Below are 26,017 nucleotides of genomic sequence, written 5' to 3' on the forward strand. Positions count from 1 at the left end.
TCAGCGCCCGGTTCGGATGACGTTCCTCTCCTCCGCCCGAAGGAGCCCCTGCTCGATGTCCGCCGGGTCGACCCGGTGCCGGTCTTCCATCAGCGCCGACATCACCGCCTCTTTCACCATCATCCGCAGATCGGAGCCCGAGAAGCCTTCCGTCCGGGCGGCAAGGTCCGCGAAGTCGCAGTCGCACTCGATCGTGGCGGCGACCTTCTCGAGGATCGCCTGCCGCATCGCCTGGTCGGGGAGCGGGAACTCCACCACCTCATCGAACCGCCGCCAGGCCGCCTCGTCGAGGATACGGGGGTGGTTCGTCGCCCCGATGAGGAGGACGCCGTTCTTGACGAAACTGATCTGGTCGATGTTCTTGAGGAGCATGTTCACCGCGCGCTTCATCGCGCCGTGGTCGTCGCTGACCCGGGTCTTTGCGACGAAGTCGAACTCGTCGATGAAGAGGATGCAGGGGGTGAGTTTCTTCGCGAGATCGAAGATCCGGTCGATGTTCTTCGAGGTCTCGCCGAGATACTGGGAGGTGACCATCGCGAGACGGACCTCGAGCACCGGCATGTGGAGTTCCCGCGACATCGCGAGCGCGAGCGAGGTCTTCCCGGTTCCGGGCGGGCCGACGAAGAGGAGCCGGCCGAACTCGTAGATGCCGTGCCGTTTTAAGAAGTCGCGGTGCTCTAGGGCGACGGCGATCTTCTTGATCGTCTCCTCCTGGCGCGGAGTGCAGACCAGTTTTGCAAGCGAGAACTCGACCTCGTCCGGCGCGCTGATGATGATGAGGTCGCGGGCCTCCCGCATCTCCTCGCTCTCTCCGATGATCCGGGAGACCCTCGCCTCCACATACTCCTTCGTATCCTCGAACCGGCGATTCTTCACCCGGACATCGCGATACCGGACTTCGATGCCGTCTTTCCCGTCAAAGAAGTACGCGAGAACGGGGTTCTCCCCGACCCTCTCCTTCCCGCCCTTCTTGAGGAACCACCCCGCCGCCGTATCGAGCGAAGGGAGGTTCAGCCGCTGGCCGAATTCGTCGTACCCGACGAACGGGTTTGCGCGAACGGCCTGGCAGACGGCGTCCGGGGTGCCGAACACCTTCCTGATCGCTCCCTCGCTCACGATCAGGGGACGCTTCACCTCGGGGTTTCCGCCGCTCCCGGCACCGAAGAACCCCCGGCAGCGCGGGCTAAGGTCGTTGATATCGAGTTCCTCGTTCCGGTTGAATATCTCCGCGGTGAGCAGGAGTTCCATGACGGCGAGGACGTCACGTGTACCAGTGTCGCCGGTCATATCTATGAGCAGACATATTTGCGCGCGGCATCAATAAGCGTAACTCACCGGGTGGTGACCTCGCACCCCTCTTCGGTGACGATCATGGTGTGCTCCGCCTGCGAGACGAACGAGCCCGGAACGTCGTGCAACACCGGAAAGGGATGAAGAATTCCGTTCCGCACCAGGGTGGAGAGCCCGATCTCGATCTTGTCTCCCGGAACCCAGCGGCGGGAGAACGGCAAACCCCTGCGCGGCCGGGCGGTCTCAAGGATCCGTCTTGCCGACGGGAGGCGTGCGGGCCGGGCTGCGATCTGCTTGTAGATCTCCACCCTCGACGCCTCGGTGACCTTTCCCGATCCCGTTGTGGCGAAGGGCTCGATTGCAAAGACCATCCCCTCTTCGATGACGGTGCCGCCGCTCATCGCGACGTTCGGGATCATGGGCTTTCCGTGGAGGTCGTAGCGGTCGAGGCCGTGCCCGGTGAGGTTTCCGACCGGTTTGTAGCCGTGCTCCTCGATCGCCGCCTGGATGATCGCCCCGAGCTCCCCGGTGACGACGCCCGGCCGGACAGCGCCGATCGCCGCCTCGAGGGCCGCACGGGACGCCTCGACGAGCGGGCCGTGGTCGCCGAGATCGACGGTCATGGCGGTGTCGGCGATGTAGCCGTCGACGTGTATCCCGAGATCGACCTTGATGAGGTCGCCCCGGGCGAAGACCCGCTCGTCGCCGGGCATCGCGGTGTCGTGCGCCGCGGCCTCGTTGTAGGAAACATTCAGGGGGAAGGCGAGCAGCGCCCCCTCTTCGGCAACCATCTTCTCCGTCTCTTCGACCATATCGAGGAGGAACGCCCCCTCTTTCACGAGCCCCGCACCCCGGCGGAGCACCTTCCTTGCCAGCGCCCCTGCTTCACGGTAGGCGTCGTAGACATCGTCATCCATGATCATAGCGTGAGCTCCTCTCTGTATTGGGTGAACCGGTCAAAGCCGGTCTCTGTCACCGCGCCCATATCCTCCAGGCGGACGCCGCCGGTCCCGGGGTAGTAGAGCCCCGGTTCGATCGTGACGACGTTTCCGGCGACGAGCGCCCCGCCCTGGGGGCCGAGCGACGGCTCTTCGTGCACCTCGAGCCCGACGCCGTGGCCGAGACTGTGGGTGAACCCCTGCGTGTTGCTCTCGTAACCGCGGTCGCGGAAGAACTCGACCGTCGCGCGGTAGAGGTCGGCGCCGACGGCACCGGCACGGAGCATCGATACCGCGTGGGATTTTGCGTCCCTGACGGCTTCGTACATCTCCCGGATCGCGGGAGAGGGCTCGCCTTTCACGACCGTCCGGGTCATGTCGGCGTGGTAGCCGGTCAGTTCGTCCTGCGGGAAGATATCGATAACGATGGGCTCATTCTCCCGGAGCGGTCCCACGCCGGGGCTGTGCGGGAGGGCGGTGTCGGGACCGCAGGAGACGATTGTGTCGACCCCGCGGTAGCCGTGGGCGAGGAGGTAGGCGTGCATCTCGGCGCGGACGGCCTCAGATGTGAGGGGCGCGCCATCCCGGTAAAGGACGCCCCCTTTCGGGACGGATGACCGGATGAGCGCGATCCCGCGCTCTATCGCGGCCTCGGTGGCCCGCTGGACCGAGCGTATCCGCTCGATCTCCTCCGGCGTCTTGACCGCCCGCATCGCCTCGACCGCCCCCCGCTCATCGAGGACGACCGGCTGGAACGATTCGAGTTCCCGTGCGAGGGCGAGCGGGAAGTTCGCGGGGACGAGGACGGGGCCGCCGGCGAGGTCGGCGATCATATGGGCGGTCGCACGCCAGCGGGGCTCTCCGGCCTTGATGTAATCGAGGTAGCCTGCGTGGGCGCGGGTGACGACCGCCGCCGTCGATTCGCGGACGGCACGTTCATGCTCCATCTGCGGGACGACGATCATCCCGCGCTCACCCGGCTTCTGGACGTAGACCACGGGGTCGGTGGTGCGGAACCGGGTCAGGTAGCGCACGTTGGCATCTATGGACGAGCCGTAGGCCGCGTATGCCGCTGCACCTCTCTCCCGGATAGCCGAATCCAGTCCGTTCATTCTATCAACTCTTCCGCTGAAACCACAAGTACTTTTACCCGCGCGTTCAAGTATGAATAATGGATGAGGCAACCAAACAGGTCTTCAAGGCAAAGTTTGTCATGCTGACGGTGATGCTCAACGTCATCGTCCTCTGCTTCGCCATAGGTGTCTTCGTCCTCTTCCGGTTCGCGCCCGAGGGGACCACCGGCCTTGCGATCGGTCTTCTCCTCCTCGCGGTAGGGGCAATCTTCTCCCTATCGTTCCGGAAGCAGTATGCCCGGACGAAGGTCTGGCTGCACGAACAACCATAATAGTGCGCGCGGGACTCGCGCAGGCAAACCCATGCTGGCAAAGATCAAATCCGAGATTGAACTCGTTTCAAGGCACCTGGAGGTGATCCGGGCGGTCGTGGAGTACCAGCCCATCGGCATCATGAAGCTCGCCGACATCCTGGATCTCCCCTACCACCGGGTCCGCTACTCGCTGCGGATCCTGGAGCAGGAGGGCTACATCCGCGCCTCGCCGGCCGGCGCGGTGGCGACGCCGCTCGCGGGCGACCTTCTTTCCACTCTGGACGCCGAGGTCGACGAATTGATCGATCTTCTTCTGGTTATCCAGAAAGAGAATTCCCGTAACGTTTAATACGATTCAGTCAAGACATTATAGAGCACTTGTTTGCCGCCATAACTCAGTTGGTAGAGTGGCTGGCTGTTAACCAGCATGTCACAGGTTCGAGTCCTGTTGGCGGCGTACCAACTTTTGCCCTTGTTCTTTCTCAATTCCTCGTTACTCCCCGCAATGGCAGTAAGGGTTATCGACCGAATCGGGATATGCCACGGCAGGCATGCGCCGGAGATTACGCGCTGCAACGCCGTGCGCCCCGCACCGGAGTCTTCACTCTTTGACGGTGAACGCCGTTCTGCACCGCTACGCACAATCTCGTGCGAGGCGGGTCCTGTCCGGCAGGGTCACCTGCTCCAGGGGGATCGGCCCGAGACCAGGACTCTCTCCGGTCGGCGCCCATCCTCCCCGGTCTCCTGCTTTGCCGCCGCTTCCAGGCACTCAACGCTGCAATATGGCACGCCCCCACTTGCAGATTGCTCCTTCAGCAGGAACTCCCGCCCGCAGTATCCACAGTAAGCTGATTTTGGCATCCGAACTCACCTGAAGAGAGAGGAGGCATATCAGAGGATAAACCTTTCCTCATATTCCGAAAGACCGGCATCTGCCGATCCGGCGTGGTTCGTTCGAATGCCGACCGATATCATGGATGGGCGGCTCCTCGTTCAGGGCCGTCAGCTACTGCGAAGAGCGGGCCTCCCCCTCGCTTGTGCCGGACCGGGGGGCGACACCACGGGCGATGAAACCGGGAAGAGGGAACCCGAAAGGAAACGTTCGTAACCCCTGAAGTCGAGCTCCATGCATCGATGGAGCGATCGAGATGCCGAGGCTGGTGCTGATCGATACGGCAACGGGGACGCGGGTCCGCCACCGTATCAGGAGCTGGAAACAGGCTTTGAAACAGCAGGAGTGGTACGAGGCGAAACTCGGGCGGCGCGTGCGGATCGAGAAGGTCTTCGGACGGTAGCGCCGCTCCGGGCGCCGGGAAAGAATGATAGTCCCGCCGGGCGTACCTGACAATCATGCACGGCGATGCGGCGGAACCGGTCTCGCTCAGGGACGCTATGGCGGCGGCAGAGGTCTCGCGCCGGGAGAAGAAGAAAAACCCGGCATTTGCGGCGGGGCTCTCGCTCCTCTTCAACGGCCTCGGGCAGGCCTACAACGGGCAGTTCATGAGAGGCGTCCTGGTGCTGCTCGGAAGCCTCTTCGGCCTCTTCATCCTGATCGTTCCGGGCGTGGCGATCTGGGCCTGGGGCGTCTACGATGCCTACCGGACGGCGAAAGGGATGAACGAGGGGCTCGTCCCCTACCGGGAGACGAGTCCGCTCGCGATTGTCGGGTTTGTGGTCGTCTGGGCGGTGACGATCTTCCTGCTCTCGGCGGCATCGGCGATGCTGCTCGTCGCGATGGGGCAGCAGGGGATGCTGTAGTGTGCGGGCGGCCAGGTCCTGAACTACCGGGAGAGCACCCCTCTCCCTCAGGGTGGAGGCGTTCAAAGCGGGGTTATGCCTGCCTGATCAACCCGGGTTGCAGGCACCAAGTTGTCGGCGTTGCGGTTACGTAACGTTTATATTCTCTTCTGCATTGTATGTATATAGTGAGTAAGTCCTTCCCGAAACGGATGAGGCTACCTTGAGGTAGGTGGGACAAAGTAGGGAAGGGTTCACCATTCTACTTCTGGCGACCCTTAAAAAAATCGAGCGCGATTGTCATTTTAGGTTCGATGATACTATAATAGATTTCATTGTTTTCCCGATACCGCTGGTGAACTGCACCCGCCGCAAAGTCTGCGGCCTGTATGCAGGGTTCTGTTCGAGAATCAACGTGTTCGATGACGAACTGGTCAAGTGGTGTCGCACAGGGAACGCCATTATCGAACATACGGTACGCGAGATAATCGTCAAAATGGTCACGTTGAAGGCTGTACATCGATTTGTCCATGTAGACGTAAATACATCCTTCGATCGCGTACTGGTTGGCAATCCTGGATATGAGGGACCCGGTGAGATAATTATAGACGATCTGCTGTTTATCCCTCAGCCTGCTGTACACCTGATCCTTCCGGCGCACCGCGTAGGCGATGTCGAGATCACAATCGGCTATGCACTGTAAAATACGATTCTTGATCAACCCTTTTGTGTTGTTATACTTGAACTCAGGGAGATCCCTGAATGATTTCTTGAGTTTTCTCTGGCGGATCCTTTTAAAACAGCGCCGAATCGTCTGCTCATCCCGGACTATAAGGGCCGCAAGGACAAAATAACGAGACGCCCTTGGTCCAAATCCGAGATCTCCAGATTCATCGACGTATATTTTCACGCAATAAATAATAGAACGTACTCGTCATAAAGACTGCGAGGATTCCGGCATCCTCCCGCCTCGCACCGGTGTGTCCTGCGGTGCATCTCTCCACCCGGGCCGTCATCCCGATATACTTCTGAAGACCCGATCTTCAGACTTGTTAGCACAATAAGAAACATTCATATTACCTGATCGACAAACGAGAACCCATGATAGGTCTCCCGGCAAACCGTCTTTGCTGCCTCCTCCTTCTGTTTCTCTTCGTCCCGGCCGTGGTCTGCGGCGCACCGGTCACCCGGACGCTCTCGACCGCCGAACCGGGGGCGGGGGAGGTCGTTACCGTCTCGCTCTCGATCGACGGCATCGACCTCGGCGGGGTGGTCGAGACGCTGCCGGCAGGCTACGCCTTCGCGGGAACCGACCACCCCGACGACCGGGTCGTCGTCCGGGGGCAGAAGATCGGGTTTGCCGTGATGAACGAGACCCGCATAACCTACTCCGTCACCGCCCCCGCCTCCGGGAGCGGGGATATCACCGGGACGTGGGAGGACTTCCTCGGTGAGTCGGAGGGGGAGGTAGCCGCCTCGCACGTCGCGGTGGACGGTATCGAGACGGCGGCGGAGAGCGGCGGCGAGAAGCCTGCCGCACAGGAGGCCGCATCGCCGTTCGCGGTTCTTGCGACGGTTGCCGCCCTCCTCATCGCCGGACGGGGTGGTCGGCGATGAAGCGACTCCTCCTCGTTCTCCTCCTGCTCCTCGCCGTCCCGGCATCGGCAGCAGACAGGATCCCGGGGGACACCGACGGCGACGGGGTGCTTGCCTCCGGTGAATACGCCTCGGCCGTCCTCGCCTACCTCGATACCGCTTATATGGGCGGGGCGGGGGACCTCGATCGGGACGACATCCGCGACGCCGCCTGGGTCTACGCCCGCTGGGACGGAAAGCCCCGCGAGGTCGTCGATTCGTCGGGGCAGACCGTGACGCTTTATCGTCCCCTGCGCCGGGTAGTGACCTTCAGCGGCGAGTCCCTCGAAACCCTCCGGTCGCTCGGGTTCGATATGGACAGGGTCGTCGCCGTCGACAAATACAGCCACGAGAAGAGCACTTTCTTCCCCGAGTGCCAAAATAAGGCGAACGTCGGGTCGATCTGGTCTCCCGACATGGAGAAGGTCATCTCTGTGCAGCCGGACACGGTCTTCCTCTACGCGACGATCAGCACCGCGGCCTGCGACGACATCCAGCAGCGGCTCGAGGCGAGCAGCCCCGGTATCCGGGTGCTGCGGTTCGACTGCTTCAAGCCCGCCACCTATGCGGACGAGATCCGCACCATCGCCTCGATCGTCGACGAGACCGAACGGGGAGAGGAGTTCGCATCATATTATGAATCGACGATGGACCAGATCCGGGACGGCACGGCCGGGATCCCGGACGACGAGAAGACCCGGGTCTACTTCGAGTACTGGTTCGACTACACGACCGTTGCCGCCAGCGCGGGCTACAACGAGAAGACCGAACTTGCCGGCGGGAAGAACCCCTTCGCCGTCGGAACCGCGGAGTACCCCGTCGTCGACCCCGAGGCGATCCTCGTCGCGGACCCCGAGGTCGTCGTCAAATTGGCCGGGCAGGGCCTGGCCGTCGGCGGCTACGCGGGGCACGATCCCGAAGCGCTCGATGCGATCCGGTCGGCGCTCGTCGAGCGGCCCGGGTGGTCGAAGATCTCCGCGGTGAAGGACGACCGCGTCCACGTCATCCACTCCGACATTCTCGGCGGCGCCCAGCACTTCATCGGGACGGCCTACCTCGCGAAGTGGTTCTACCCGGACCGGTTCGCCGACCTCGACCCGCACGCCGTCCACCAGCGCTACCTCACCGGGTTCCAGGGGATCGACTTCGACCTCGCGTCCGAAGGGACGTTCGTCTACCCGTGACCGGTGCGCCATGGAGCAGAACGTCGTCATCCAGGAGGGATACGCCCGGCTGAAGAAGACCCGGGCCCTCTTCATCGGCGGACTCCTCGCCGCCCTCGTCATCCTCGTCGGCATCGCGGTCACGCTCGGATCGGCCGACTTCACCGTGGCCGAGTCCTACCTCGCGATCCTTGCCGGGCTCTTCCCCGGCACGTTCACCGCACCGGAGATGGCCGAGATCATCGTCTGGGACTACCGGCTCCACCGGGTGCTCTTCGCAGTCTGTGCCGGGTTCGGGCTCGCGGTGGCGGGCTCCGTCATGCAGGGGATCCTCAGAAACCCGCTCGCGAGCCCCTTCACCCTCGGGGTCGCCTCGGCGGCCACCACCGGCGCCTCGATCGCGATCGTCCTCGGCGCCGGGGTCGTCGGAGGAGATTACCTCGTCATCGGCAACGCCTTCCTCTTCGCCCTGCTCGCGGCGCTCGCCATCTACGGGATGGCCCGTTACCGGGGGATCGGATCCGAGACGATGGTGCTTGCCGGTATCGCCATCATGTACCTCTTCTCCGCGGTGACGTCGCTGCTGCAGTACGTCGGCAGCGCCGAACAGCTCCGTGCGGTGGTCTTCTGGACGTTCGGTTCGGTCGACAAGTCCACCTGGCCCAAACTCGCCATCGTCAGCCTCGTCCTCGCCTGCACCATACCCTACCTCCTCTACCGCGCCTGGGATTTGAACGCCCTCGCGGAAGGAGATGAGGTGGCGGCCGGTCTCGGGGTGCCCGTAGAGCGCTCGATGATCGTCTTCATGATGATCGCCTCCCTGATCACCGCGGTGATCATCTGCTTCACCGGGACGATCGGGTTCATCGGACTCGTCGCGCCGCATATCACCCGGATGGCGATAGGAGGAGACTTCCGCACGCTCCTCCCCGCCTCCGGCCTGGTGGGGGCGCTCCTCCTCCTCGGTGCCGACAGCGTCGCGCGGAGCGTCCTTGCGCCGCAGGTCCTCCCCGTCGGTATCGTGACCGCGTTCCTCGGGGTGCCGTTCTTCATCTACCTCTTCATGCACCGGAGGGATGCTTGATGCCCCGGCTCTCGGTCGAAGACCTCTCGTTCTCCTACCGCGACCGCCGGGTGCTTCACGGGGTCACCTTCTCGGTCGACGCGGGCGAGGTTCTCGGGCTCGTGGGGCCGAACGGGTGCGGGAAGACGACGCTTATCAGGTGCGTCGACGGGATGCTCACCCCCGACGGGGGAAGGGTGATGCTTGATAAGCGGGCGATCCGCACGATGCACCGCCGCGAGGTCGCGCAGGCGATGGCCTACGTGCCGCAGTCGGCCGGGAACCGGACCGCGGCGACGGTCTTTGAGACCGTCCTGATGGGGAGGCGGCCCTACCTGAACTGGACGGTGAACAGGACCGACGAGGAGAAGGTGGTTGCCGCGCTCGATGCCCTCGATCTCGGGGATCTCGCGCTCCGGAAGGTCGGCGAACTCTCCGGCGGGGAGCGCCAGCGGGTGATGATTGCGCGGGCGCTCGTGCAGGAGACCGGCGCCATTCTCCTCGACGAACCGACGAGCAACCTGGACGTATGCCACCAGATGGGGGTCATGGAAGTCCTCCGCGGGCTTGCCGAGGAGAAGGGCCTTTCGATCGTCATCGCGCTCCACGACCTGAACCTCGCCGCCACCTACTGCCACCGCCTCATGGTGATGAAGGCCGGGGCGGTCTACGGCTACGGGGCTCCAGACGAGGTGCTCACCGAGGAGATGCTCAGGGCGGTCTACGGCATCGAAGCGGTGGTGAAGCGGGATCTTGCGGCGCCCTACATGGTTCCGGTCAGGTCGGGCAGCCTCCGGGGAGGGGCGTGAGGGCCCCTACCTCCCCAGGTGCTTCAGCGCCTCCTTCGCCTCCATGACCGGGTGCATCTCGGTGTAGCCGAGATCGCCCCAGGGATAGCCGGCTTTCAGGAGTGCTGCGGGATCCTCCACCTCGACCAGCCGGAAGACCGTGTTGCTGCCGAGATCAAGCCACTCGTTGATGACGATCATCCCGTCAGGGGTCTTCTCCACGGCCCGCATCTCCATGACCTCGCCGGTTCTCCCGGGCTCCCAGGAAAAGATACTCATGAACTGCATGGCAAACCACCCACTCCGTCTCCCGCCCGGCACGCCGGATCGGGCAGGTGGCTTCAACGGGCCGCGGGTATAAATACCTGGTGCAGGGCGGGCCGCCCGTTATGCCGGTCGCTCCTTAACGGCGGCAGCGATGACCATGGCGGTGACGGCGGAGATCACGAGGAGGACGACCGTGTACTGGTCGGCCGTCCCTACGACCGCGACCAGGAGGATGGAGGTCAGGGGCGCCCCGAGGGCGAGGGTGAGGGCCGCGGCCTCGATGCAGAGGACGAAGATCCCGACCGGGATGCCGGGGAATACGAGGTGCAGGGCAAGCCCGATCAGCGTCGACGAGAAGATGATGGGGAAGAGGGGGCCGCCGATGTACCCGCTCTTGAACGAGAGCGCGAGCAGGAGGATCTTCAAGACCGCTACGCCGAGCAGCATCCCGACCCCGAGCCGGGCCGGGTCGGCGATGATCCCGTGCAACTGGGCCTCCCCGGAGAAGAGCACCTCCGGGACGAAGTAGCCGGCGCACGCGATGATCGTCCCGGCGGCGAGGACGCGGGCGACGACTGCATCTCCGAACACCCTGTCCATGATCGTCCCGGCGGCCTGCATGGCGACACCCGCAAAGACCGCGAGGAGCGAGCCGAGGATGCCGAGGGCGATCGCGCAGAGGATGTAGCCGGGATGCAGCCCGCCGATCGGCTCGAACGGGATGCTCCGCGCAAAGGAGGGGAGCCCCAGGAGCAGGTAGAAGAGGTAGCCGACGGTGCCGGCGAGCAGGTTCCAGGTGAGGAACCGGAAGGCGTTTTTGTTCCCGCCGACCTGGAATTCAGTGGCAAACACCCCGGTAAAGAGCACGTTGCCGACGATCCCGTTGAACGCCGATGCCAGGGCGGCGACGTCGAGCCCGAGCGCGGCCCCGGGCGACTCGATCCTGAGCCGGTCGCGGACGTACGAGGAGACGTAGCCGATGAGAACGGTGATGGTTCCTTCCGGCCCGACACTTGCCCCGGAGAGGAGCGAGAAGAGCGACGAGAGGAGGGCGCCGGGAAACGTCCGGTAATCGGGTCTCTCACCTCCGCCTTTGAGCGAGTCGGTGAACCCGCCGTGGATGACGGTCGGTGCGTTCAGATACCTGCGGCAGAGGCCGACGAGCAGCGAGAAGAGCAGCACCCCGGCCGGAATCGCCCAGGGGGCGCCGTGCATGAAGCCGCTCTCGGACCAGACGGCGTTGTCGAGCAACCCGTAGAGGCTCAGGTAGGCGACCGTGAACGCGATCGCGATCACGGCGATGAGGACGACCTGCCGGAGGGGCGCTGTTCGTTCCCGGCCGCCGGCTCGCGTTCCCGAACTGTCTACGGGGACAGGCATCGCAGGCACGGCATCACCGTTCCGGGCAATCGTGCGGCCGGTTCAAACCGTCCGCCGAAAAAACAGCCGTTCCCCGGACCTGCTGTCCGGGGTTACCTCCGCCGGGGCCGCGTCTCGACCCGTTCGGTCGTCACGACATCGGGCGGCGGGGTCTCCGCACGCCGCATGGCTTCCGCCTCCTCGCGGGTCGGCGGGGTCATGGTCCCGGCCGACTGGATGAGGCTGTAGTCCGCCTCCCGGGGCCAGTGGTCCTCGTCGAAGCCCGGCAGGTCATCCAGCCGCTGCTTGTCGATGTTCACGACAAAGTTGTCGTCGCCGGGGCGGTAGATCACGGCCTCCGGCGGGATGGCGAACCTCTTTGCCGCCATGCCGAGCACGCCGCCGTACCTGAGCACCAGGTACTGCACCTTGCCCTCGGGGAACCCGATCCGCATATCCGAGATCTCCCCGAGGTCGTCTCCCTGCGGGTTGATCACGTTTTTGTCCAGGATGTCGTCGGCCGACATAAACCATTCCTCGCCGGCCGTCCGCGTCCTGCGTTCGAGAATTACCTCCGATCTCTCCTGCATCTTCTTCATCTCCATCGCCCCCGTATCCAGGGGGACACGCCCCACATGGGGGGCGTGCACTGAGTGCCGGGAGTCCTTAAAATGATTTGCACACCGCGACCGGGAGGCGGCCCGGTCTCCGGGGAGGGGTGCCCCCTGCCGGAATAGGCACCGAATTGCCGTTTTTACTTCAGAATAAGCCCCATAAGGAGCCTGAGTGAAATGGATGAAGTTATTACGGGGTGCGACAATCCCCTCTTCATGGGGCCTACTGTCAAACTGGATCTCACCACGATCCTCCAGGCAACAGGCGAGTTGCAGCACTTTCTGGACCTGGGCGCTGCCCGCCTGCGTGCGGAAGGGGCGTTGCCGGAAGAGGCATCCGAGGAGTTGATATTTTCCATGGCCGATGAACTCGAGGAACACCTGCGGACGATGCGCGACCGGCAGGGGTCCGCGAGCATCGGCGATCTCCGGGTCTGGACCCGGGCCTGGATCGACGATCGGCAGGAGAAGCTCGCCCGGAATCCGTCGCAGGGCGGAAACCGGGGATAACCAACCGGTGAGTATCCCCGGAAGGCGGACGGTGCCCGGCGGCTCGCCGGGGCTGCTCCCGGAGAGACCCCATGATTTATCAGCACGCGCACCCATGCGCACCCGATGCCTCACTTCGACCTCTTCTTTAAGACCGAAGATCTGCGGCGGAGGCTTGAGCCGCACCTGAGGCTCATCCCGCCGTTCTTCGAGTTCACCGTCCGGACGGGCACCCCGGAGGTCCGCTACTTCGACCAGAAGGACCCGATGTGGAAGAGCTTCCCGTTCCCGGTTCCGGAAGGAACCATCTACGTCTTCGACGACGAGATCCCTGCCCGGGCGCTCGGGGGCGGGATGCACATGCGGGCGAGCGTCCGGGTCACGCGCGAGGACACGGACGACGAAGCGCTCGTCCTCCGCATCTGGCATGAGATCCTGCACGCGGTAGGGCAGCCGGCGGACGATCTGGTCAAGCGGGCGGGCGAGTGGCAGAGCCTCTCCGACCGGCTCATGTGGGCGGCCTGGCAGTCGCTCTCCCGGCCGATCGACGTGCCGTTCTGGCACCGAAAGTTCTACTCGTGGCTGACGGAGCGGGCGGCGAGCGGGGTGGGGGGACGGTAGGGCCCGGAGCACCCCGCTCTCGAGTCCCTCAACCAGGTAATAGTCAGTATCCCGGGTTGAAACCGCCGGATAAGGGGTTTTCTCGCCCCTATCCCCGTAAAATATAACTACCAGGACATTTTACCTGATAGGATGAAGAAAATCTCTATTTCGCTTCTGGCCCTCTTTATTCTCGGCCTGGCTTTGATAACTCCGGGCTGCATGCAGAGTGAGCCTGCTCTCAACACCTCGACGCCGGAAGGCGCCGATGCCGGAGAGCAGGGGAACTACACCTCAAACGAGACGCTTGTCGCCTTCGTCGAGAGTGCGGTTGCTTACGTGAATGAGAATGGTAAAGACGCCGCTCTTGCCGAGTTTAACGACCCGAACGGCTCGTTCATCCAGGGTGAACTCTACATCTACGCGTATGACTTCAACGGCACCACGCTCGCCCACCCGGTCAACCCGGAGAAGGTCGGCGTCAACCGCCTGAATGAGACCGAGGGGGGTGTAGGGACATTTCTTGTAGAGATGAATGCCGCTATCAGGAACGGGGAGAATTTCCACCGGATTGCATACATCAACCCCACACGCGACCGGACGCTCGAGTCAAAACTGGCGTATGCGGTGCAGGTGGACGAGAACTGGTGGCTGGGATCCGGGATCTATACCGGTCCGGCGGACCCTGAGATCGCCGGGTGAGGCGGGGAGACCCGTCCTCAACCGGGAGGCCGGTCGCCCGGTGAGAAAACCCTTTTTTTTATACGTAGCCCGGAGAAATTATGATCGATGAAACTGCCGTACGGGGATCGGTTCGGGAGGAATAAAGCGGCGGAGAACCCGGCGATCCCGCCAGAAGAGTTCTCACGACAGGTTGCCCGCACCCGGACCGGGGCGGCGATGATCCTGAATACGGCGGAGGACGACCTCACCACCCTTACCGGGACGAGATGGAGCCTTGACTACACATCGCCCATCCTCGCTGCGGCGGTACTGGTCAACCTGGGCCTTCTGCTCGCATACACCCGGGAGTATTTTCTCTACTGGATCATGGCGTCCTTCATATTCCTGATGATAAACCCCTTCCTCCTCCTGCTCCCGACCGATACGGGCGATCTGAAGTCCTATGTCAGGTATCTCATCGACCTCAAAGATCGCGAGCGAAAAAGCCTCGAAGAGATCATATCGTGGGAGAGTCTCGAAAAAGGCGCCGCCGTCCCTGCTGAGATGATGGAGAGACTCAAACGCCTCACAGAGCAGAGGAACTCCCTCTATGAGCTCGGCTGGAACCTCTTCTTCATCAACTGCCAGCCGCTCGCCCCGGGATTTCTCGTGCTCTTCTCCCTCTCATCGGCCTTTGCACTTCTCGGCTGGCTCGCAAACGGCGATTTCGCTCCGTACTCCGCCGTGATCGTCACCATCCAGTCCGTCGCAATCATCGTCTTCTACGGTGCTATCGTGTACGTCCAGCCGTATTCGCGGGGTTTCTTCGCGGGGATACTCGGGATGCAGTCCCGCATCAAGGAGCGGTATAACGAGGCCTGGACCCAGGGGCTGAAGTATGCGCTCACCGCCGCCGTCGTGACGACCGTTGCCGGCCTTATCTCCATCGCGGCGATCGTTCTCCCCGGAGTGACCTACAACAGTTTCATCTCGGCCGAGGCCGATATCGAGCTCGGGGCCGGCATGTTCGCCCTCATCTTTCTGACGCAGACGATCGTCGTGCGGCATCTCCAGGGAGGCTACAGCCGCACGCTCGTCCACTCCCTCCTGTCATCCAGGATCGCGACGATCCGCGAAGAGGTGCTCCCGGCCATCGACGGCCTTGCTCAGGCGTCGCTTTGTGACGGAGTGACCCCGCGGATGGCCGAAGACCTTGAACGGATAACCCTCGACCTGACCCGGTACCGGGCGCTCAAGATCGACTACGCATCGCTCTTCGGCTACTTCCCCGTCTGTATGGTGACGCCGGACGTCGGCGCCCTCATGCGCGTTGCCGGGACGGCGGACGGCGGCCGCAGAAGGACACCGGTCGACGAGGCGGCGGCATAAGGGTGCGCGGCCGGGGTGGGCCGGGATTCTGGTACAAGGCCCGGATATTCCCGATCTCCGGGAATTCCGGGAATGGCTGAAAAAAGGGAGTCTTGAGTCTCCGGGGCCCATCTAACTCTTCGCAGAATCCGGGTTCTTTCCGATGTTAAAATAGACGAATATGGTGCTGATCGCCGTGATAATATAGCCTACGAGCAGCGCGGAGATTATCGTTCCTTCCCCGAGGCCTTCCAGGGTTCCAAAGGAGGCATACGAGATCACGCCCGCAGTGCAGCAGAGCGTCGTGTCGAAGGCAATCTTCGTGTGTCCAAATTTTTTGCCGGCTTTGTCTGCAATGATCTTCACGATTGCATCGGCGGGATAGACGAACGTCTTTGACGAGACCTCCAGGTAGACCCCGAGGGCCAGGGCGACGCACCCTGCGAGCAGCGTGGCGATCCTCCCGGCATACGCGACAGGCTCAACGAAGTAGAGGAGGTGCATGCTGAGATCGATCGAGGCGCCGAGGAGCAGGCCCACGAAGATCTGGAGGATCTGTATCTTCGGAAAATCCTCTCCAAGTATCAGGATCTCGAGGAGAAGGAAGAAGACGCCGAGTAAGAAGGCGAATGCGCCGATGGAGACGGGAAATATCAGGCAGAGGACATACGGGATGCTCGATATCGGGGATGTCCCGAGGTATGACTTCGTGATGAGGCTTATGCCGAGGCCCATGAAGAAGAGCCCGGCGACCAGAAGAGCATATCGTTTAATTGTAGTTCTCGTTATCATGATTGAGGGGATATATAATGGGACTTGCGCGACGATATACGTTGGCGGTTCCGGGGCTTCCACAGGGGCCGTATCACCCGCCCGGTCGATCGATGGGGATATTTCTGGCGTAGCCTCTTTGGGGGGATACCCTCTGAGGCGGTGGAAGGGGGTCCGATCACCGTATTCCCGGGGAAGAGATAAGCGATCCCGGATGCAGATCTTCCATGCAGAAACCATGCCGACGGAGAGCAGTTCCTCAGATCAGGAGACCGCAGCAAGGGACGAAGCAGGTGAAATCGTGGAGATGGCGCGGCGAATGGCGGCCGCGACGACGAAGGGCGAGCTCGGGCTGATCCTCGCCGGAGGAGTCGGCCGCTACACGCTCGGGGATCTCCAGATCCTCGGGGGAAGGTTGTACGCGGAGATGGTGCGGTTGCCCGAGCCTTACCGGAGCCGGGTCCGCCCCTACATCACCGAGCAGCTCTTCGGCGCTCACCACCAGCTTCTCGCCATGCACCGGTCGGGCCGGTTCCTCTCCATGACCGAGCCGATCACCGATCGTGAGACGTTCCTCGAGTTCTGCGATATGATCCCCGACGGCTGCTTCCGCTGGGATGAATCCGCAGAACGAATACCGTTTCGTTTCACACCCCGGCACCGGGCCTTCTACTACCTGATATCGGCTTTTACGATGTTTGTGCTCGACCAGCCGGGTCACCCGGTGGGGACACCGTTTCCGGGAGGGTTCCGGGTCGAAGAGCGCAACGGTTCGTTCTACTGTCTCATCCGCGACCGCGAGAAGGAGGTTCCGTTCTCGATCTGCAACTTCTGCCCCGCACTGCAGACCAAGGAGGGGTGATCCCCCTCAGGCGCACCGACCGCGCCCGGCCGGACTGGACCGCCGCCCACGAAGAGAGCTGAAAGGACGGCGAACCCGGCATCCTTTTCTTGATCGGTACAGCGCTACAGGGGTATTTATACGAAAGAAGAAAGATATAGAACCAGCCAGAGACGTGGCGAGGTACCTGTATGCCGACGAGCAAGAAACAACTGGAAAAACTGAACAGGGCAAAGAAGGCCAAGGCAGAAGAACTCGCGCAACAGGCGGCCGGGGGCAGCGAGGCCGCCAAGAAGAAACTCAAGAAACTCCAGAAGAAGATCAAGTGATCTTCACGGGATAGCCACTTTTTTATCGCTTCATATGGGTTAATTGAAAGAATAGATCCCTCTCAGCCGCAGAACTCCCGGTCGAGACCGCCCTCGCCCTCGAAGGGGCCCGAGGGAATACTGCAGGAAACGGCCGGGAGGAAGCGCGGTGGGGCTGCGGCTTGATTTCCCGGAGTCCTGAACGACGGCCGTTGCGGCGGATCACAACCCTTATTCCCGCAAAAAGAGCACTCTCCATGTGAAACACGTCCTTCTGACCGTTCTCCTTATCGCCGTTCTCGCCTGCGCGGGGTGCTCCGCCCCGTCCGGGACGGCGACCCCCGAACCCGTATCGCAGCCACCCGAGAGCGAGTTCGCCCTCAATGAATCCGTCCATCCGGGCGACGACTTCTATGCATACGTGAACGATGCATGGATGGCGGAGCACCCTATCCCGGCCGATAAGCAGTATTACGCGACGTTCACCGAGGTGCAGGACCGGGTGGATAATGACCTCCATGCCCTCTTCCTGAACGCTTCGGCCGTCCCGGCCAGGGATGCGGACCGGAACATCACCCTCATCGGTCGATTCTACCTGTCGGGGATGGATAACGGGACGATCGATCGGGAAGGGCTCTCCGGGATCTCCGATCTCCTTCTGGCGATCGATGGGATCGATTCCCGTGCCGATCTGACCGCGACCACGATCGTTCTTCTGGAGCAGGGCTTTTCCCCGGCGTACTACTACTGGGCCGGGGTTAACCCCGAGAACAGCACCGAGGTTGTCCCGGCCCTTTACCAGGGGGGGCTCGGGCTGCCGGACCGGGACTACTACCTCCGAAACGACATCGGGAGCGTGGAACTCCAGGATGCCTACCGGGAGCACATAGCCCGGGTGCTGATGCTGGCAGGAGGGACCGCCGGGCGGGCCGCCACCGACGCAGAGACCGTCTATGCGATGGAAAAGGCCCTTGCGGCGGCCCATCTCGGTGCGGAGGAGAACCGCGACCCGCAGAAGACCACGAACATTTACACGCTTGCCGAACTGGAAGAAGAGTTCCCGGCGATCGGGTGGGGGACCCTTGCCGCCATCCCGGGCTCCGGGCCGGTCGGCGAGGTACACGTCTACCAGCCGGGCTACGTGGAGGGACTCGACTCCCTGCTCGCGACCGCTCCGCTCGAAGACTGGAAGGTCTACCTGCGCTACCGGCTGATCGACCAGGCGTCTCCCTACCTTGGGGCGTCGTTCGAGGAGGAGCACTTCGCCTTCTACAAGACGACGCTCTACGGTGTCCCGGAGATGAAGCCCCGGTGGCAGCGTGTCGTCAATACGGAGAGCGAACTCCTCGGCGACCTGGTGGGCCGGGCGTACGTCGACCGGTACGTCGACCCCCGGACCCGGGATATGGTATCGGGGATGGTCGCTGCCATCCGCGAGACCTTCGACGAACGGATAGCGGACCTCGCCTGGATGAGCGAGCCCACGAAGGTCGCGGCCCACGAGAAACTTGCTGCCATGGGGGAGAAGATCGCGTATCCCGACCAATGGACGGACTACTCCGGGCTGAACCTCTCGGACTCGTACGTGGCAAACGTCCGTGCCGCAAAGGCCCACTCCTTCATCCACGGTCCCGAAGGGCTTGAGAAGGTCGGCGGCCCGGTCGACCGGAGCATCTGGTTCGTCCCCCCGCAGACGGTGAACGCCTTCTACGACCCGACCGGAAACGAGATGGTCTTCCCCGCGGCCATCCTCCAGCCGCCGTTATTCGACCCCGATGCGGATCCCGCCTTCAACTACGCGGCGCTCGGCTGGGTGATCGGGCACGAGATGACGCACGGCTTCGACGACCAGGGAAGGCAGTACGACAAAGACGGGAACCTGAAGGACTGGTGGACGGAGGAGGACGCCGCAAACTTCAACGACCGGACGGCCCTGCTCGTCGCCGAGTACAACGCGTTCGAGGCGCTTCCCGGCCTTTACGTCAACGGGAACCTCACCCTCGGGGAGAACATCGCCGACTTCGGCGGCCTGACCATAGCCTACCACGCCTGGAAGAAGGCGGAGAACGGGTCGGCCGATCCGGCAGCGGACCGGTGGTTCTTCCTCGCGGCCCCAACCATCTGGAGGGCGAACGACCGGGAGGATTCGCTCCGGAACCTGGTGCTGACCGACCCCCATTCCCCGGAGAAGTTCCGGGTGAACGGCGTCCTCTTTAACATCCCCGAGTTCTACGACGCTTTCCCGGATATCCGGCCCGGCGACGTCCTCTACCGGGACGCCGAGGAGAGGCCCGTCATCTGGTGACGGGCGTTACCATACACCCTTTTTCATCTCCTGAACCGCCCGATCATGATTCAGAGGAGTCCGGGCGCTCGCCGGCGATCAATCTCCGGCAGGATGTATCCGCAGTAGACCAGGTACAGCAGGAGAACCGAGAAAAGTGCGAGCGATGTTTCCAGGAACTCCATTGCTATACCAAAGAGAAGGAACATCCCAACTGCTATCGCCATCAGCCGGGCTGCAACAGTAAGATTGTTTCCACCCTTTCCGGCCATACGGCCCCTCACAAAGAGTAAAAAAGCCCGGCGGCCGGATTAATCTTCTGAAATATATCCCGCGGCAGAACGGGGAGGCGCGCCCGGGTTCCGACCCGGGCAAGGTCTCCATCATCGCGCCCGACCGAAACATTTAGAATATGTTAAATAGGGTCACACCGATGATATAATATTTACCTTTCGGAAATATCTCCGGTTCTGCGACACCACAGATTCTGAGGGATATTAACCAGATAATCCCAGAGCAGACAAATTTCCAGGAGCGTCGAGCAGTAATGGCAGACGGCGACAAGGTGAACGATATTTTTGGCAGGGCCGGGGAGATTGCATCCGGCGCTGCTGATAAGGCAACCGTGATGATCGACTCTGCAGCGGCCAGGGTCTCAGCGGGTGTCACGGAGATGCGCGAGGAGTCCAGAGCATCTCCCCGTATAGACGACGGCAACTATGCACGGGACGGCGACGCTCACGCAGCGGCGGAGGCGGGTGATTACGTCCTCTCCGGTGAACTCTCCGTCTCCGACACGGCAGACGATGCAGCGGCGGAGATTGCGGTCAATCATTCTGCAGGCGGGGTCGTGAAAGGATGCGTGCAGAAGAGGATCGACGGCTTCAAGAGCGGTTTAACGAATAAGAAACTCCTGATCACCGCAGGAGTCATGGCCCTGGTCTGGTTTGCCCTGACCATCCTCCCGGCCCTGGGATTCAACCCGGCGGCGGTCCAGTCCCTCTCCTTCCTGACCTTCGCGCGGGGCGGGCTCTCCGGCGGGGTGCCCGGGTTCATCGGCGGCCTCATCGGGAAGGGCCTGATCGCCTACTTCGCGACGCTGCTCATCGTCGGCGGGATCTCCGGCGAGAGCATCGTCGCAAGCATCCGGTCTTTTGCCGCGCAGTTCTCCGGGCAACGGTGGGATATCACATCGATCGCCCCTCTTCTCGTCGGCGGCGGCGCGGCCCTCTTCGTCTACAACTTCCTTGCGGGGACGTCGACGATCATGAACTGCATGGTGGGGATCGTGGCGTTCCTCATCGCGGCCCGTGCGCTGGCGAACCGGGCGGGCTGCGTTCGGCAGGTCGTTGCCGCAGCCTTTGCAAAAGAGGGCAGGGCCGATTCCGGGCTGGTCACGCAGGTGATGGCGGGATGGGCCGGAGGGTTTGCTCTCGGGGTCGTCCTCTCCGTCTTCGGGGGGTACACCTGTTACATCGCCGGGTTCCTCCTCCTGGCGGTCGGCGCCGTCCTCATGGTCACCGTTCAGAAGCAGGCGGGGGGTGTCCCGGCATGAGGCCGATGGCAAGACTGCTGCTTGTCCTCCTTGCAGCCTCACTCCTCTCCGGAACCGCGGCTGCAAGCTACTCGCTCACCGATACCAACAGTTACGACTACAAACTGGCGAGCAAGTATATCCACAGCATGGAAGACGAGGGGTTCGTCGTCGAGATGCCGATCGGCGTCTACAAGAAAGGGACGGACGAACTCCTTGCGACCGAGAACACGCTGTTGATCATCGGCAACCTCGGGAAGGTAGACCCCGAGGCAGAACGGCTTGTCCTGACCGAGATCCCGACAGACGTCTACAGCTACACCTACCAGGGCGACGCAGGCGGCGGCGAGATCAGGCAGATTACGGGAACAGTCACTGCCGGCCGCTATATGTTCACCGAGTTCGGTATCAACCAGAAGTACAGGACGGTGGGCGAGTATGCCGGCTACATACAGACCGTGCTCGAGAAGTCGGTTGAGACTTCCAGCGCTAAGATCGAGTACGTGGATACGACCATAAACGGACACCGCGTCATCGGCGTGCGCGAGTTGAGGGATGACTCCAACTGGGCGGCCGGCGGCGTCGTCACGGACAACCACCTGGAGAACACGTTCACCTACTACGTGATCCGCGAGGACTTCTACCCGGCGGGCTCAGGGCTCGCTTACTTCAAGATACGGGGCCATGTCGGCCTCGAACATGACAACGGCCGGAGTTTGACGTATGATCCGTATCCCTCGGAGAGCCAGGTGGCTACGGCACGCTCCGAGATGAAGAAGGCGTACCAGGAAGCGAACGAGGTCGTGGACTCGGTCATCGCCGATGCGGCGAACGCAAAGGGGACGCTCATCGTCGGGAACTACGATGAGGTCTTCGGCGGGTACGGCGGCGGCGCCTTCTCCATAAACACTCCGGGCGGCGGCTCCGGTGAGAGCGATTACGGCATACCGCTCGCGGTTATAACCGGGATCGGTGCCGCGGGAGCCGCGGTTGCGGGCGCTGCAGCGGCGGCCGGCGGCGGCGGCAAGGGCGGCAGCGAGACGGAGCGCACCAGCACCTACCGGATGAGGATCCGCAAGGACTTCGAGGATTACATCGTCTGCGGGAAGAGTCCCGAGACCATATACGCCCAGATGATCGAGACCACCGCGGAGGGCGAGGAGATCGAGCGCGACGACCTCACCGCGACGCTCTCGATAACCTCCGGCGGCGGCCTCCGGGTCGAGGACCCGACGTTCACCGGCGGCTACATGGGAGCGTTCGTATCTGCCGACGAGAACGAACTCGCGGAAGAGGGCATCGTCAGGGTGGCCTACACCGGGAAGGGCGGGTCATTCACGAACAACATCCACTTCCGGATCATCGGCGAGCCGAGGATCAAGTTCCCCGAGCAGGGGGAGGCCATGGACCTGCGGCTGAACGTCCTCTACGGCGACAACCTGACCTACGACGTCGAGGTCGAACTCGTCGACTTCATCGAACCGCCAAAGGAGATCGAGATCAAGCAACTCGACGAGGCGCCGTTCACGAGCTCCCTGGAGAAGATCGACGAGACGCACTACATCGCAAAGATCGTCAACACGAGTGCGCTCCCGGAGAAGGGAGCCCAGGTGACGAGGTACGGCGCGAGGGTCATCGCCACCACCGAGGATGACGGGGTCGTCGAGGAAGCGTTCACGGTGATCTTCTACCCAGAGGGCATCAGCGTCACCGACGTCGTCTACGACGACGAGGGGCACGCCCGGTTCGCGGCCTACGACGACCTGGACACGGAAGAGGACGACGTCCAGCCGACCGGCTTCATCGTGAACCTCGCCGTCAGGGTGAGCGAGGGCGAGAAGGAAGTGGTGAAACTCCTGGACGGGACGGAGTACACGCCGGTGTTCGGCGAACTCAAGGGAACCGACCCGAGAACGGAGGTCCTTGCATCGAGGTTCAAGTACACCATCGAGAAGAAGCCGGACAACACCAACAAGGCCTACAAGTTCACCCCCGCCCAGCAGATCGGCGAGGACGAGCAGAACCCCTACTTCCTGGAACTCCCGATCACCTGCGAGTACGGCGACGAGACCTACGAGCTCGATCTCCCGATCCGCCTCATCGGCGACAAACTCGGGGTGCGCAAGGACCGCGAGACGGAACTTGCGAACCTGAAGAAGAGAATCCAGAAGTTCGGCATCAACCCCGACACCGCCCGGTTCCTGCGGGAGAACGTGCAGAACTTCACTGCCGCCGAGCTCCGCCTGATGAGCAAGAAGATCGTCTACGACTCGATCGTCTACTACACACAGGAGTCGGCGGACTTCATGGAGACCGCCGATACCATGGACGACTGGATCACCTTCCTCTCCGTCGTGAAGTGGTTCGGCGACCAGGCGTTCTCCTACCTCATGACCATCTACACGGGGCCTGCGGGAGAGGCGATCCTCACCCCCACAAAGGAGCTTACGGTCGAGTTGATCGGCGAACTCTCGGCCGACCTCTTCATGGGCAACGGGGTGAACTGGGACGAGATCAAGGTCGGTGTGCACATCTCGGAGATGATCGAGAACTACACCAAGTCGTGCTTCGAGGATATCGGCAAAGCGAATCCGAAGAAGCTCGCCCAGGTGATCGCGGGGCTCTGCGTCTTCAACCTGGTGCGCCACTACACCTTCGATCTCGACGAGAACGGGAAACGCAGCCTGTACAACGCGATCATCTCGTCGTTCTCCGACATATCGCTCGAGTTCTTCTCGAACAAGTTCGGCAATTTCCTCAAGGACAAACTCGACGATCCGACATCGAGCATCTCGAAACTCCTGGACTCGTCGGCGGTGAAGATGCTCGAGGAGATGATGCCCGAAGGCAAACTCGCGGTTCCGGGCGTGAACACCCTCATGGAGGATGCAGCGGTGGGCAGCGCCCTCCAGAAGTACGTCGAGGGGCTCTTCGGCTTTGGCGCGTCCTACGTGACGGAGGAGTTAGGAAAGGCGGCCGCCGAGACCCTCTATGTGAAGGTGACGGTGGATGTGCCCGGCTCAGAGCGGGAGATCGACTGGTACGTCGTCATAAACCCGATCAAAGCGGCCGACAAACTCCTGGAGTACATCTTCACGTCGCTCTACGAGACGTTCCCCTTCCCGACCGCGGAACTCGGGGAAGCCGCCGAGCGGCGCGACCCGCTCTACATGGATCCAAAGACCAACCAGCGGATCGGATAATCTTCTTTTTTTATGTTCGCCCGACGCTGTCGGGCGGCAGGGAACCGTCCCGCGAAGGGGCATCGCGGGCGGTGTCACACGGGTTTCGTGATACAGCTGGACCATTGCGGATTCCATATTCTTTACCGGGACGCCGGCGTTTATTGACATTATTTTTCCTTGAGCCCCAGAATCCACCAATATCATTTACATCCGGCGTTTCTGTTTACTATATTTTTTTATACGAGATATCTCATTCACTATTATGCAATCCCTATCGAAGTGTTGTCTTCTCCTCATCCTCGGGCTCCTCATACTCTGCGTTCCGCCGGCAGCGGCGCAGGCCGGCTCGCATACCACACTGCAGGTATACACGAGCGAGGAGGTTCTCGGTCGAATCGTCTCGATCACCCCGGCTTCGGATATCGGTGCGTATTCCATCACCATTACCCGCGGCACGAGCGTTCAGCCTGCCGGTGTGGGCGACACGCTGCGCCATAAAGACATCATCACCCTGCAGCGCGGCTCGTTTGCGGACATCCAGCTGGTCGACAGGAGTGACAAGACGATGCTCGGCGGAGGCACCAGGGGAACCGCAGTCCTGATCGAACGGGCAGGCGGCGGCTCCGGACAGGCGGCGGCTCCCGAGGTGACGGAAACCCCGACGGGCAGCGGGATAGTTTACGTGGATTACGGACAGGATGAAGCAGGAGTGGTGACATTCATTCAGGGCAGAGCGGAGATCCTTAGAAATGCCCGGATCTTTCCTGTATATAGAGGAGATAGCTTGCTTGTCGGCGATACCCTGTTTGTCAGAGATGGTGAGGTGACCGTTGAGATCTGGGACTCCGGGACAAGGACGATCTATAAGGGAGGGATACTCAGCGTTGAGCAGAAAGAGAAACCCCAGGAGCTGCTCGAACCGGTCTTCACCTTCTTCGACGATCTAATGAATTCCCTTGAACGCGCTCTGGGATTTGAAGTCAAGATCCCGACCGCCACAGCCGGAGTCAGGGGATAACGGGATACGAGGAGGAGCCCTCCTCCGGCTATTTTTATCGGTACGGCCGGACCGTCCCGGTCAGCGCTTCGTGCGGCGGTCGAGGTCTTCAGCCGCCGCCCTGAACTCTTTTAGGCGGTCCTCAACCGATCCGTCGGCGCCGCGAAGGGTCACTACCCTGCCGCAGCCGCCGCAGACGATCGGTTTGTTGTTTCTAAAGTGCTCGGCCGTAATCTGAACCGCAGAACCGCAGTCAGGGCAACTTATTGTTGTTATAGCCCGGCTTGTATCGGTCACACTCAGAACTTGGGCTGTTTGTGGAATAATTTTTCGATACGCGACTTCCTGTCTATCTAATCCTGCCAAACTGAATCTTCGATGGCGGCAATGAGGCACTCGCGGCTCTTCTCGACGTAACCGGCACTAAAGAGCAGCTATTTGCAGGCATGGAACATGGAAGTAGTATGTTTTAGAGTTGCCGACCGTGGATATCCTGTTGAATAATAATCAACATATTTTGACTTCTTTTCATCATCCGCCACATGTGTCGCCGTGATACATGAATTCATCCGGATGGAACCTGTCTTCTGCATGAAGATATCCGGCCAGGGCATTTGTGCAGCAGCAACCTACTGCACAGTCTCATAACGGTATCATCACCAGTAATGTATAGGCCGGGCATCTGTGCAGGAGAGGCTTGCACGAATTAGTGACTGCATGAGATCGCCCCGGGGGT

The 26,017-nt window shown here is 62.0% G+C and carries 28 protein-coding genes and 1 tRNA gene; 19 read left to right on the forward strand and 10 right to left on the reverse strand.

The genetic code is table 11. The annotated features are described in order from the left end of the window. From L21_RS02160 to L21_RS02170, 3 genes are read right to left on the reverse strand one after another with little or no spacing between them, the layout of a single operon-like run. Positions 1-1,287: an ATP-binding protein gene (locus tag L21_RS02160; RefSeq protein ID WP_074368860.1), complete on the reverse strand. Its 1,287-nt coding sequence runs from the start codon at positions 1,285-1,287 to the stop codon at positions 1-3. 44 nt (positions 1,288-1,331) lie between these two features. After that, complete coding sequence (gene map, locus L21_RS02165; RefSeq protein ID WP_083608705.1) at positions 1,332-2,213, reverse strand: type II methionyl aminopeptidase; 882 nt, start codon at positions 2,211-2,213, stop codon at positions 1,332-1,334. Beyond that, positions 2,210-3,340: a M24 family metallopeptidase gene (locus L21_RS02170; RefSeq protein ID WP_074368861.1), complete on the reverse strand. Its 1,131-nt coding sequence runs from the start codon at positions 3,338-3,340 to the stop codon at positions 2,210-2,212. Before L21_RS02170 ends, map begins: the two co-directional genes overlap by 4 nt. 59 nt (positions 3,341-3,399) lie before the next feature. Between L21_RS02170 and L21_RS02175 the strand changes: the two genes are divergently transcribed. The 5 genes from L21_RS02175 (at position 3,400) to L21_RS02190 (ending at position 5,373) form a co-directional block, all read left to right on the forward strand. Continuing rightward, a complete protein-coding gene (locus tag L21_RS02175; RefSeq protein ID WP_074368862.1) occupies positions 3,400-3,633 on the forward strand; it encodes a hypothetical protein in 234 nt (77 codons plus the stop codon). Between the two features lie 31 nt (positions 3,634-3,664). Then, on the forward strand, positions 3,665-3,964 hold the full coding sequence (locus L21_RS02180) for a hypothetical protein (protein WP_074368863.1): 300 nt from the start codon (positions 3,665-3,667) through the stop codon (positions 3,962-3,964). Between the two features lie 35 nt (positions 3,965-3,999). Further along, positions 4,000-4,072, forward strand: a tRNA-Asn gene (locus L21_RS02185). Positions 4,073-4,763: 691 nt separating this feature from the next. Beyond that, positions 4,764-4,910: a hypothetical protein gene (locus tag L21_RS14015; RefSeq protein WP_178377664.1), complete on the forward strand. Its 147-nt coding sequence runs from the start codon at positions 4,764-4,766 to the stop codon at positions 4,908-4,910. A 55-nt stretch (positions 4,911-4,965) separates the two neighbouring features. Then, positions 4,966-5,373, forward strand: coding sequence for a hypothetical protein (locus tag L21_RS02190; RefSeq protein WP_074368864.1), 408 nt, complete (start codon positions 4,966-4,968; stop codon positions 5,371-5,373). 241 nt (positions 5,374-5,614) lie between these two features. Here the strand turns inward: L21_RS02190 and L21_RS02195 are convergent, their stop codons facing one another. Further along, positions 5,615-6,262, reverse strand: a complete 648-nt coding sequence (locus tag L21_RS02195) for a DUF3800 domain-containing protein (RefSeq protein WP_074368865.1) — start codon at positions 6,260-6,262, stop codon at positions 5,615-5,617. Between the two features lie 191 nt (positions 6,263-6,453). Here L21_RS02195 and L21_RS02200 point away from each other — a divergent pair, with 191 nt between their 5' ends. Genes L21_RS02200 through L21_RS02215 form a run of 4 tightly spaced genes read left to right on the forward strand, consistent with a single transcriptional unit; the run spans position 6,454 to position 10,022 of the window. After that, entirely contained in the window at positions 6,454-6,969 is a 516-nt protein-coding gene (locus L21_RS02200; protein WP_074368866.1) for a hypothetical protein, read from the forward strand. After that, positions 6,966-8,171 carry an ABC transporter substrate-binding protein gene (locus tag L21_RS02205; protein WP_074368867.1) on the forward strand — a complete coding sequence of 402 codons (1,206 nt, stop codon included), beginning with the start codon at positions 6,966-6,968 and terminating at the stop codon, positions 8,169-8,171. The genes L21_RS02200 and L21_RS02205 overlap by 4 nt, the downstream gene beginning before the upstream one ends. 10 nt (positions 8,172-8,181) lie before the next feature. After that, on the forward strand, positions 8,182-9,234 hold the full coding sequence (locus tag L21_RS02210; protein WP_074368868.1) for a FecCD family ABC transporter permease: 1,053 nt from the start codon (positions 8,182-8,184) through the stop codon (positions 9,232-9,234). Further along, positions 9,234-10,022 carry an ABC transporter ATP-binding protein gene (locus tag L21_RS02215; RefSeq protein ID WP_074368869.1) on the forward strand — a complete coding sequence of 263 codons (789 nt, stop codon included), beginning with the start codon at positions 9,234-9,236 and terminating at the stop codon, positions 10,020-10,022. The genes L21_RS02210 and L21_RS02215 overlap by 1 nt, the downstream gene beginning before the upstream one ends. Positions 10,023-10,028: 6 nt before the next feature. Here L21_RS02215 and L21_RS02220 read toward each other — a convergent pair whose 3' ends face one another. The 3 genes from L21_RS02220 to L21_RS02230 form a co-directional block, all read right to left on the reverse strand. Continuing rightward, a complete protein-coding gene (locus tag L21_RS02220) occupies positions 10,029-10,289 on the reverse strand; it encodes a DUF3303 domain-containing protein (protein WP_074368883.1) in 261 nt (86 codons plus the stop codon). 99 nt (positions 10,290-10,388) lie between these two features. Further along, positions 10,389-11,648: a chloride channel protein gene (locus tag L21_RS02225; protein WP_074368870.1), complete on the reverse strand. Its 1,260-nt coding sequence runs from the start codon at positions 11,646-11,648 to the stop codon at positions 10,389-10,391. A gap of 92 nt (positions 11,649-11,740) precedes the next feature. Beyond that, a complete protein-coding gene (locus tag L21_RS02230) occupies positions 11,741-12,277 on the reverse strand; it encodes a PRC-barrel domain-containing protein (protein ID WP_256712021.1) in 537 nt (178 codons plus the stop codon). A 141-nt stretch (positions 12,278-12,418) separates the two neighbouring features. Here L21_RS02230 and L21_RS02235 point away from each other — a divergent pair, with 141 nt between their 5' ends. The 4 genes from L21_RS02235 to L21_RS02250 all read left to right on the forward strand — a co-directional run bounded on the left by L21_RS02235 (position 12,419) and on the right by L21_RS02250 (position 15,382). Beyond that, a complete protein-coding gene (locus L21_RS02235; RefSeq protein WP_256712023.1) occupies positions 12,419-12,751 on the forward strand; it encodes a hypothetical protein in 333 nt (110 codons plus the stop codon). 105 nt (positions 12,752-12,856) lie between these two features. Further along, positions 12,857-13,351, forward strand: a complete 495-nt coding sequence (locus tag L21_RS02240) for a hypothetical protein (RefSeq protein ID WP_074368872.1) — start codon at positions 12,857-12,859, stop codon at positions 13,349-13,351. A 201-nt stretch (positions 13,352-13,552) separates the two neighbouring features. Continuing rightward, positions 13,553-14,032 (forward strand): cache domain-containing protein, encoded by a 480-nt coding sequence (locus tag L21_RS02245; RefSeq protein ID WP_256712025.1) that lies wholly within the window; start codon positions 13,553-13,555, stop codon positions 14,030-14,032. A gap of 87 nt (positions 14,033-14,119) precedes the next feature. Next, positions 14,120-15,382: a hypothetical protein gene (locus L21_RS02250; protein ID WP_074368874.1), complete on the forward strand. Its 1,263-nt coding sequence runs from the start codon at positions 14,120-14,122 to the stop codon at positions 15,380-15,382. A 111-nt stretch (positions 15,383-15,493) separates the two neighbouring features. Here L21_RS02250 and L21_RS02255 read toward each other — a convergent pair whose 3' ends face one another. Continuing rightward, entirely contained in the window at positions 15,494-16,153 is a 660-nt protein-coding gene (locus tag L21_RS02255; protein ID WP_074368875.1) for a YczE/YyaS/YitT family protein, read from the reverse strand. Between the two features lie 217 nt (positions 16,154-16,370). Here L21_RS02255 and L21_RS02260 point away from each other — a divergent pair, with 217 nt between their 5' ends. The 3 genes from L21_RS02260 (at position 16,371) to L21_RS02265 (ending at position 19,586) form a co-directional block, all read left to right on the forward strand. Then, positions 16,371-16,994, forward strand: coding sequence for a DUF2115 domain-containing protein (locus tag L21_RS02260; protein ID WP_074368885.1), 624 nt, complete (start codon positions 16,371-16,373; stop codon positions 16,992-16,994). 170 nt (positions 16,995-17,164) lie between these two features. Beyond that, positions 17,165-17,302 carry a hypothetical protein gene (locus L21_RS14020; RefSeq protein ID WP_178377665.1) on the forward strand — a complete coding sequence of 46 codons (138 nt, stop codon included), beginning with the start codon at positions 17,165-17,167 and terminating at the stop codon, positions 17,300-17,302. 238 nt (positions 17,303-17,540) lie between these two features. After that, positions 17,541-19,586 (forward strand): M13 family metallopeptidase, encoded by a 2,046-nt coding sequence (locus L21_RS02265; protein ID WP_074368876.1) that lies wholly within the window; start codon positions 17,541-17,543, stop codon positions 19,584-19,586. 50 nt (positions 19,587-19,636) lie between these two features. Here the strand turns inward: L21_RS02265 and L21_RS02270 are convergent, their stop codons facing one another. Beyond that, complete coding sequence (locus L21_RS02270) at positions 19,637-19,837, reverse strand: hypothetical protein (RefSeq protein ID WP_074368877.1); 201 nt, start codon at positions 19,835-19,837, stop codon at positions 19,637-19,639. 275 nt (positions 19,838-20,112) lie between these two features. Between L21_RS02270 and L21_RS02275 the strand changes: the two genes are divergently transcribed. From L21_RS02275 to L21_RS02285, 3 genes are all read left to right on the forward strand, one after another. Beyond that, entirely contained in the window at positions 20,113-21,120 is a 1,008-nt protein-coding gene (locus L21_RS02275) for a hypothetical protein (RefSeq protein ID WP_074368878.1), read from the forward strand. Positions 21,121-21,125: 5 nt separating this feature from the next. Further along, entirely contained in the window at positions 21,126-24,302 is a 3,177-nt protein-coding gene (locus L21_RS02280; RefSeq protein ID WP_256712029.1) for a hypothetical protein, read from the forward strand. Positions 24,303-24,546: 244 nt separating this feature from the next. Beyond that, the gene (locus tag L21_RS02285; protein WP_074368880.1) at positions 24,547-25,302 is read left to right on the forward strand and encodes a hypothetical protein; all 756 of its coding nucleotides are present in this window, start codon (positions 24,547-24,549) and stop codon (positions 25,300-25,302) included. A 60-nt stretch (positions 25,303-25,362) separates the two neighbouring features. Here L21_RS02285 and L21_RS13740 read toward each other — a convergent pair whose 3' ends face one another. After that, positions 25,363-25,578, reverse strand: a complete 216-nt coding sequence (locus L21_RS13740; RefSeq protein WP_143727188.1) for a hypothetical protein — start codon at positions 25,576-25,578, stop codon at positions 25,363-25,365. Between the last annotated feature and the right edge of the window lie 439 nt (positions 25,579-26,017).

This window comes from Methanoculleus chikugoensis (genome assembly GCF_900095385.1).
Classification (GTDB): Archaea; Halobacteriota; Methanomicrobia; order Methanomicrobiales; family Methanoculleaceae; genus Methanoculleus; species Methanoculleus chikugoensis_A.

What these genes read in the sequence shown, in the direction of transcription:
- L21_RS02245 (WP_256712025.1), top strand. Translation starts at nt 13,553, where the DNA reads ATGCAGAGTGAGCCTGCTCTCAACACCTCGACGCCGGAAGGCGCCGAT.
- L21_RS02190 (WP_074368864.1), top strand. Translation starts at nt 4,966, where the DNA reads ATGCACGGCGATGCGGCGGAACCGGTCTCGCTCAGGGACGCTATGGCG.
- L21_RS02220 (WP_074368883.1), bottom strand. Translation starts at nt 10,289, where the DNA reads ATGCAGTTCATGAGTATCTTTTCCTGGGAGCCCGGGAGAACCGGCGAG.
- L21_RS14020 (WP_178377665.1), top strand. Translation starts at nt 17,165, where the DNA reads ATGCCGACGAGCAAGAAACAACTGGAAAAACTGAACAGGGCAAAGAAG.
- L21_RS02160 (WP_074368860.1), bottom strand. Translation starts at nt 1,287, where the DNA reads ATGACCGGCGACACTGGTACACGTGACGTCCTCGCCGTCATGGAACTC.
- L21_RS02275 (WP_074368878.1), top strand. Translation starts at nt 20,113, where the DNA reads ATGGCAGACGGCGACAAGGTGAACGATATTTTTGGCAGGGCCGGGGAG.
- L21_RS02200 (WP_074368866.1), top strand. Translation starts at nt 6,454, where the DNA reads ATGATAGGTCTCCCGGCAAACCGTCTTTGCTGCCTCCTCCTTCTGTTT.
- L21_RS02215 (WP_074368869.1), top strand. Translation starts at nt 9,234, where the DNA reads ATGCCCCGGCTCTCGGTCGAAGACCTCTCGTTCTCCTACCGCGACCGC.
- L21_RS02180 (WP_074368863.1), top strand. Translation starts at nt 3,665, where the DNA reads ATGCTGGCAAAGATCAAATCCGAGATTGAACTCGTTTCAAGGCACCTG.
- L21_RS02240 (WP_074368872.1), top strand. Translation starts at nt 12,857, where the DNA reads ATGCCTCACTTCGACCTCTTCTTTAAGACCGAAGATCTGCGGCGGAGG.
- L21_RS02225 (WP_074368870.1), bottom strand. Translation starts at nt 11,648, where the DNA reads ATGCCTGTCCCCGTAGACAGTTCGGGAACGCGAGCCGGCGGCCGGGAA.
- L21_RS02210 (WP_074368868.1), top strand. Translation starts at nt 8,182, where the DNA reads ATGGAGCAGAACGTCGTCATCCAGGAGGGATACGCCCGGCTGAAGAAG.
- L21_RS02260 (WP_074368885.1), top strand. Translation starts at nt 16,371, where the DNA reads ATGCCGACGGAGAGCAGTTCCTCAGATCAGGAGACCGCAGCAAGGGAC.
- L21_RS02285 (WP_074368880.1), top strand. Translation starts at nt 24,547, where the DNA reads ATGCAATCCCTATCGAAGTGTTGTCTTCTCCTCATCCTCGGGCTCCTC.
- map (WP_083608705.1), bottom strand. Translation starts at nt 2,213, where the DNA reads ATGATCATGGATGACGATGTCTACGACGCCTACCGTGAAGCAGGGGCG.
- L21_RS02250 (WP_074368874.1), top strand. Translation starts at nt 14,120, where the DNA reads ATGAAACTGCCGTACGGGGATCGGTTCGGGAGGAATAAAGCGGCGGAG.
- L21_RS02235 (WP_256712023.1), top strand. Translation starts at nt 12,419, where the DNA reads ATGGATGAAGTTATTACGGGGTGCGACAATCCCCTCTTCATGGGGCCT.
- L21_RS02270 (WP_074368877.1), bottom strand. Translation starts at nt 19,837, where the DNA reads ATGGCCGGAAAGGGTGGAAACAATCTTACTGTTGCAGCCCGGCTGATG.
- L21_RS02175 (WP_074368862.1), top strand. Translation starts at nt 3,400, where the DNA reads ATGGATGAGGCAACCAAACAGGTCTTCAAGGCAAAGTTTGTCATGCTG.
- L21_RS02280 (WP_256712029.1), top strand. Translation starts at nt 21,126, where the DNA reads ATGGCAAGACTGCTGCTTGTCCTCCTTGCAGCCTCACTCCTCTCCGGA.
- L21_RS02255 (WP_074368875.1), bottom strand. Translation starts at nt 16,153, where the DNA reads ATGATAACGAGAACTACAATTAAACGATATGCTCTTCTGGTCGCCGGG.
- L21_RS14015 (WP_178377664.1), top strand. Translation starts at nt 4,764, where the DNA reads ATGCCGAGGCTGGTGCTGATCGATACGGCAACGGGGACGCGGGTCCGC.
- L21_RS02205 (WP_074368867.1), top strand. Translation starts at nt 6,966, where the DNA reads ATGAAGCGACTCCTCCTCGTTCTCCTCCTGCTCCTCGCCGTCCCGGCA.
- L21_RS02170 (WP_074368861.1), bottom strand. Translation starts at nt 3,340, where the DNA reads ATGAACGGACTGGATTCGGCTATCCGGGAGAGAGGTGCAGCGGCATAC.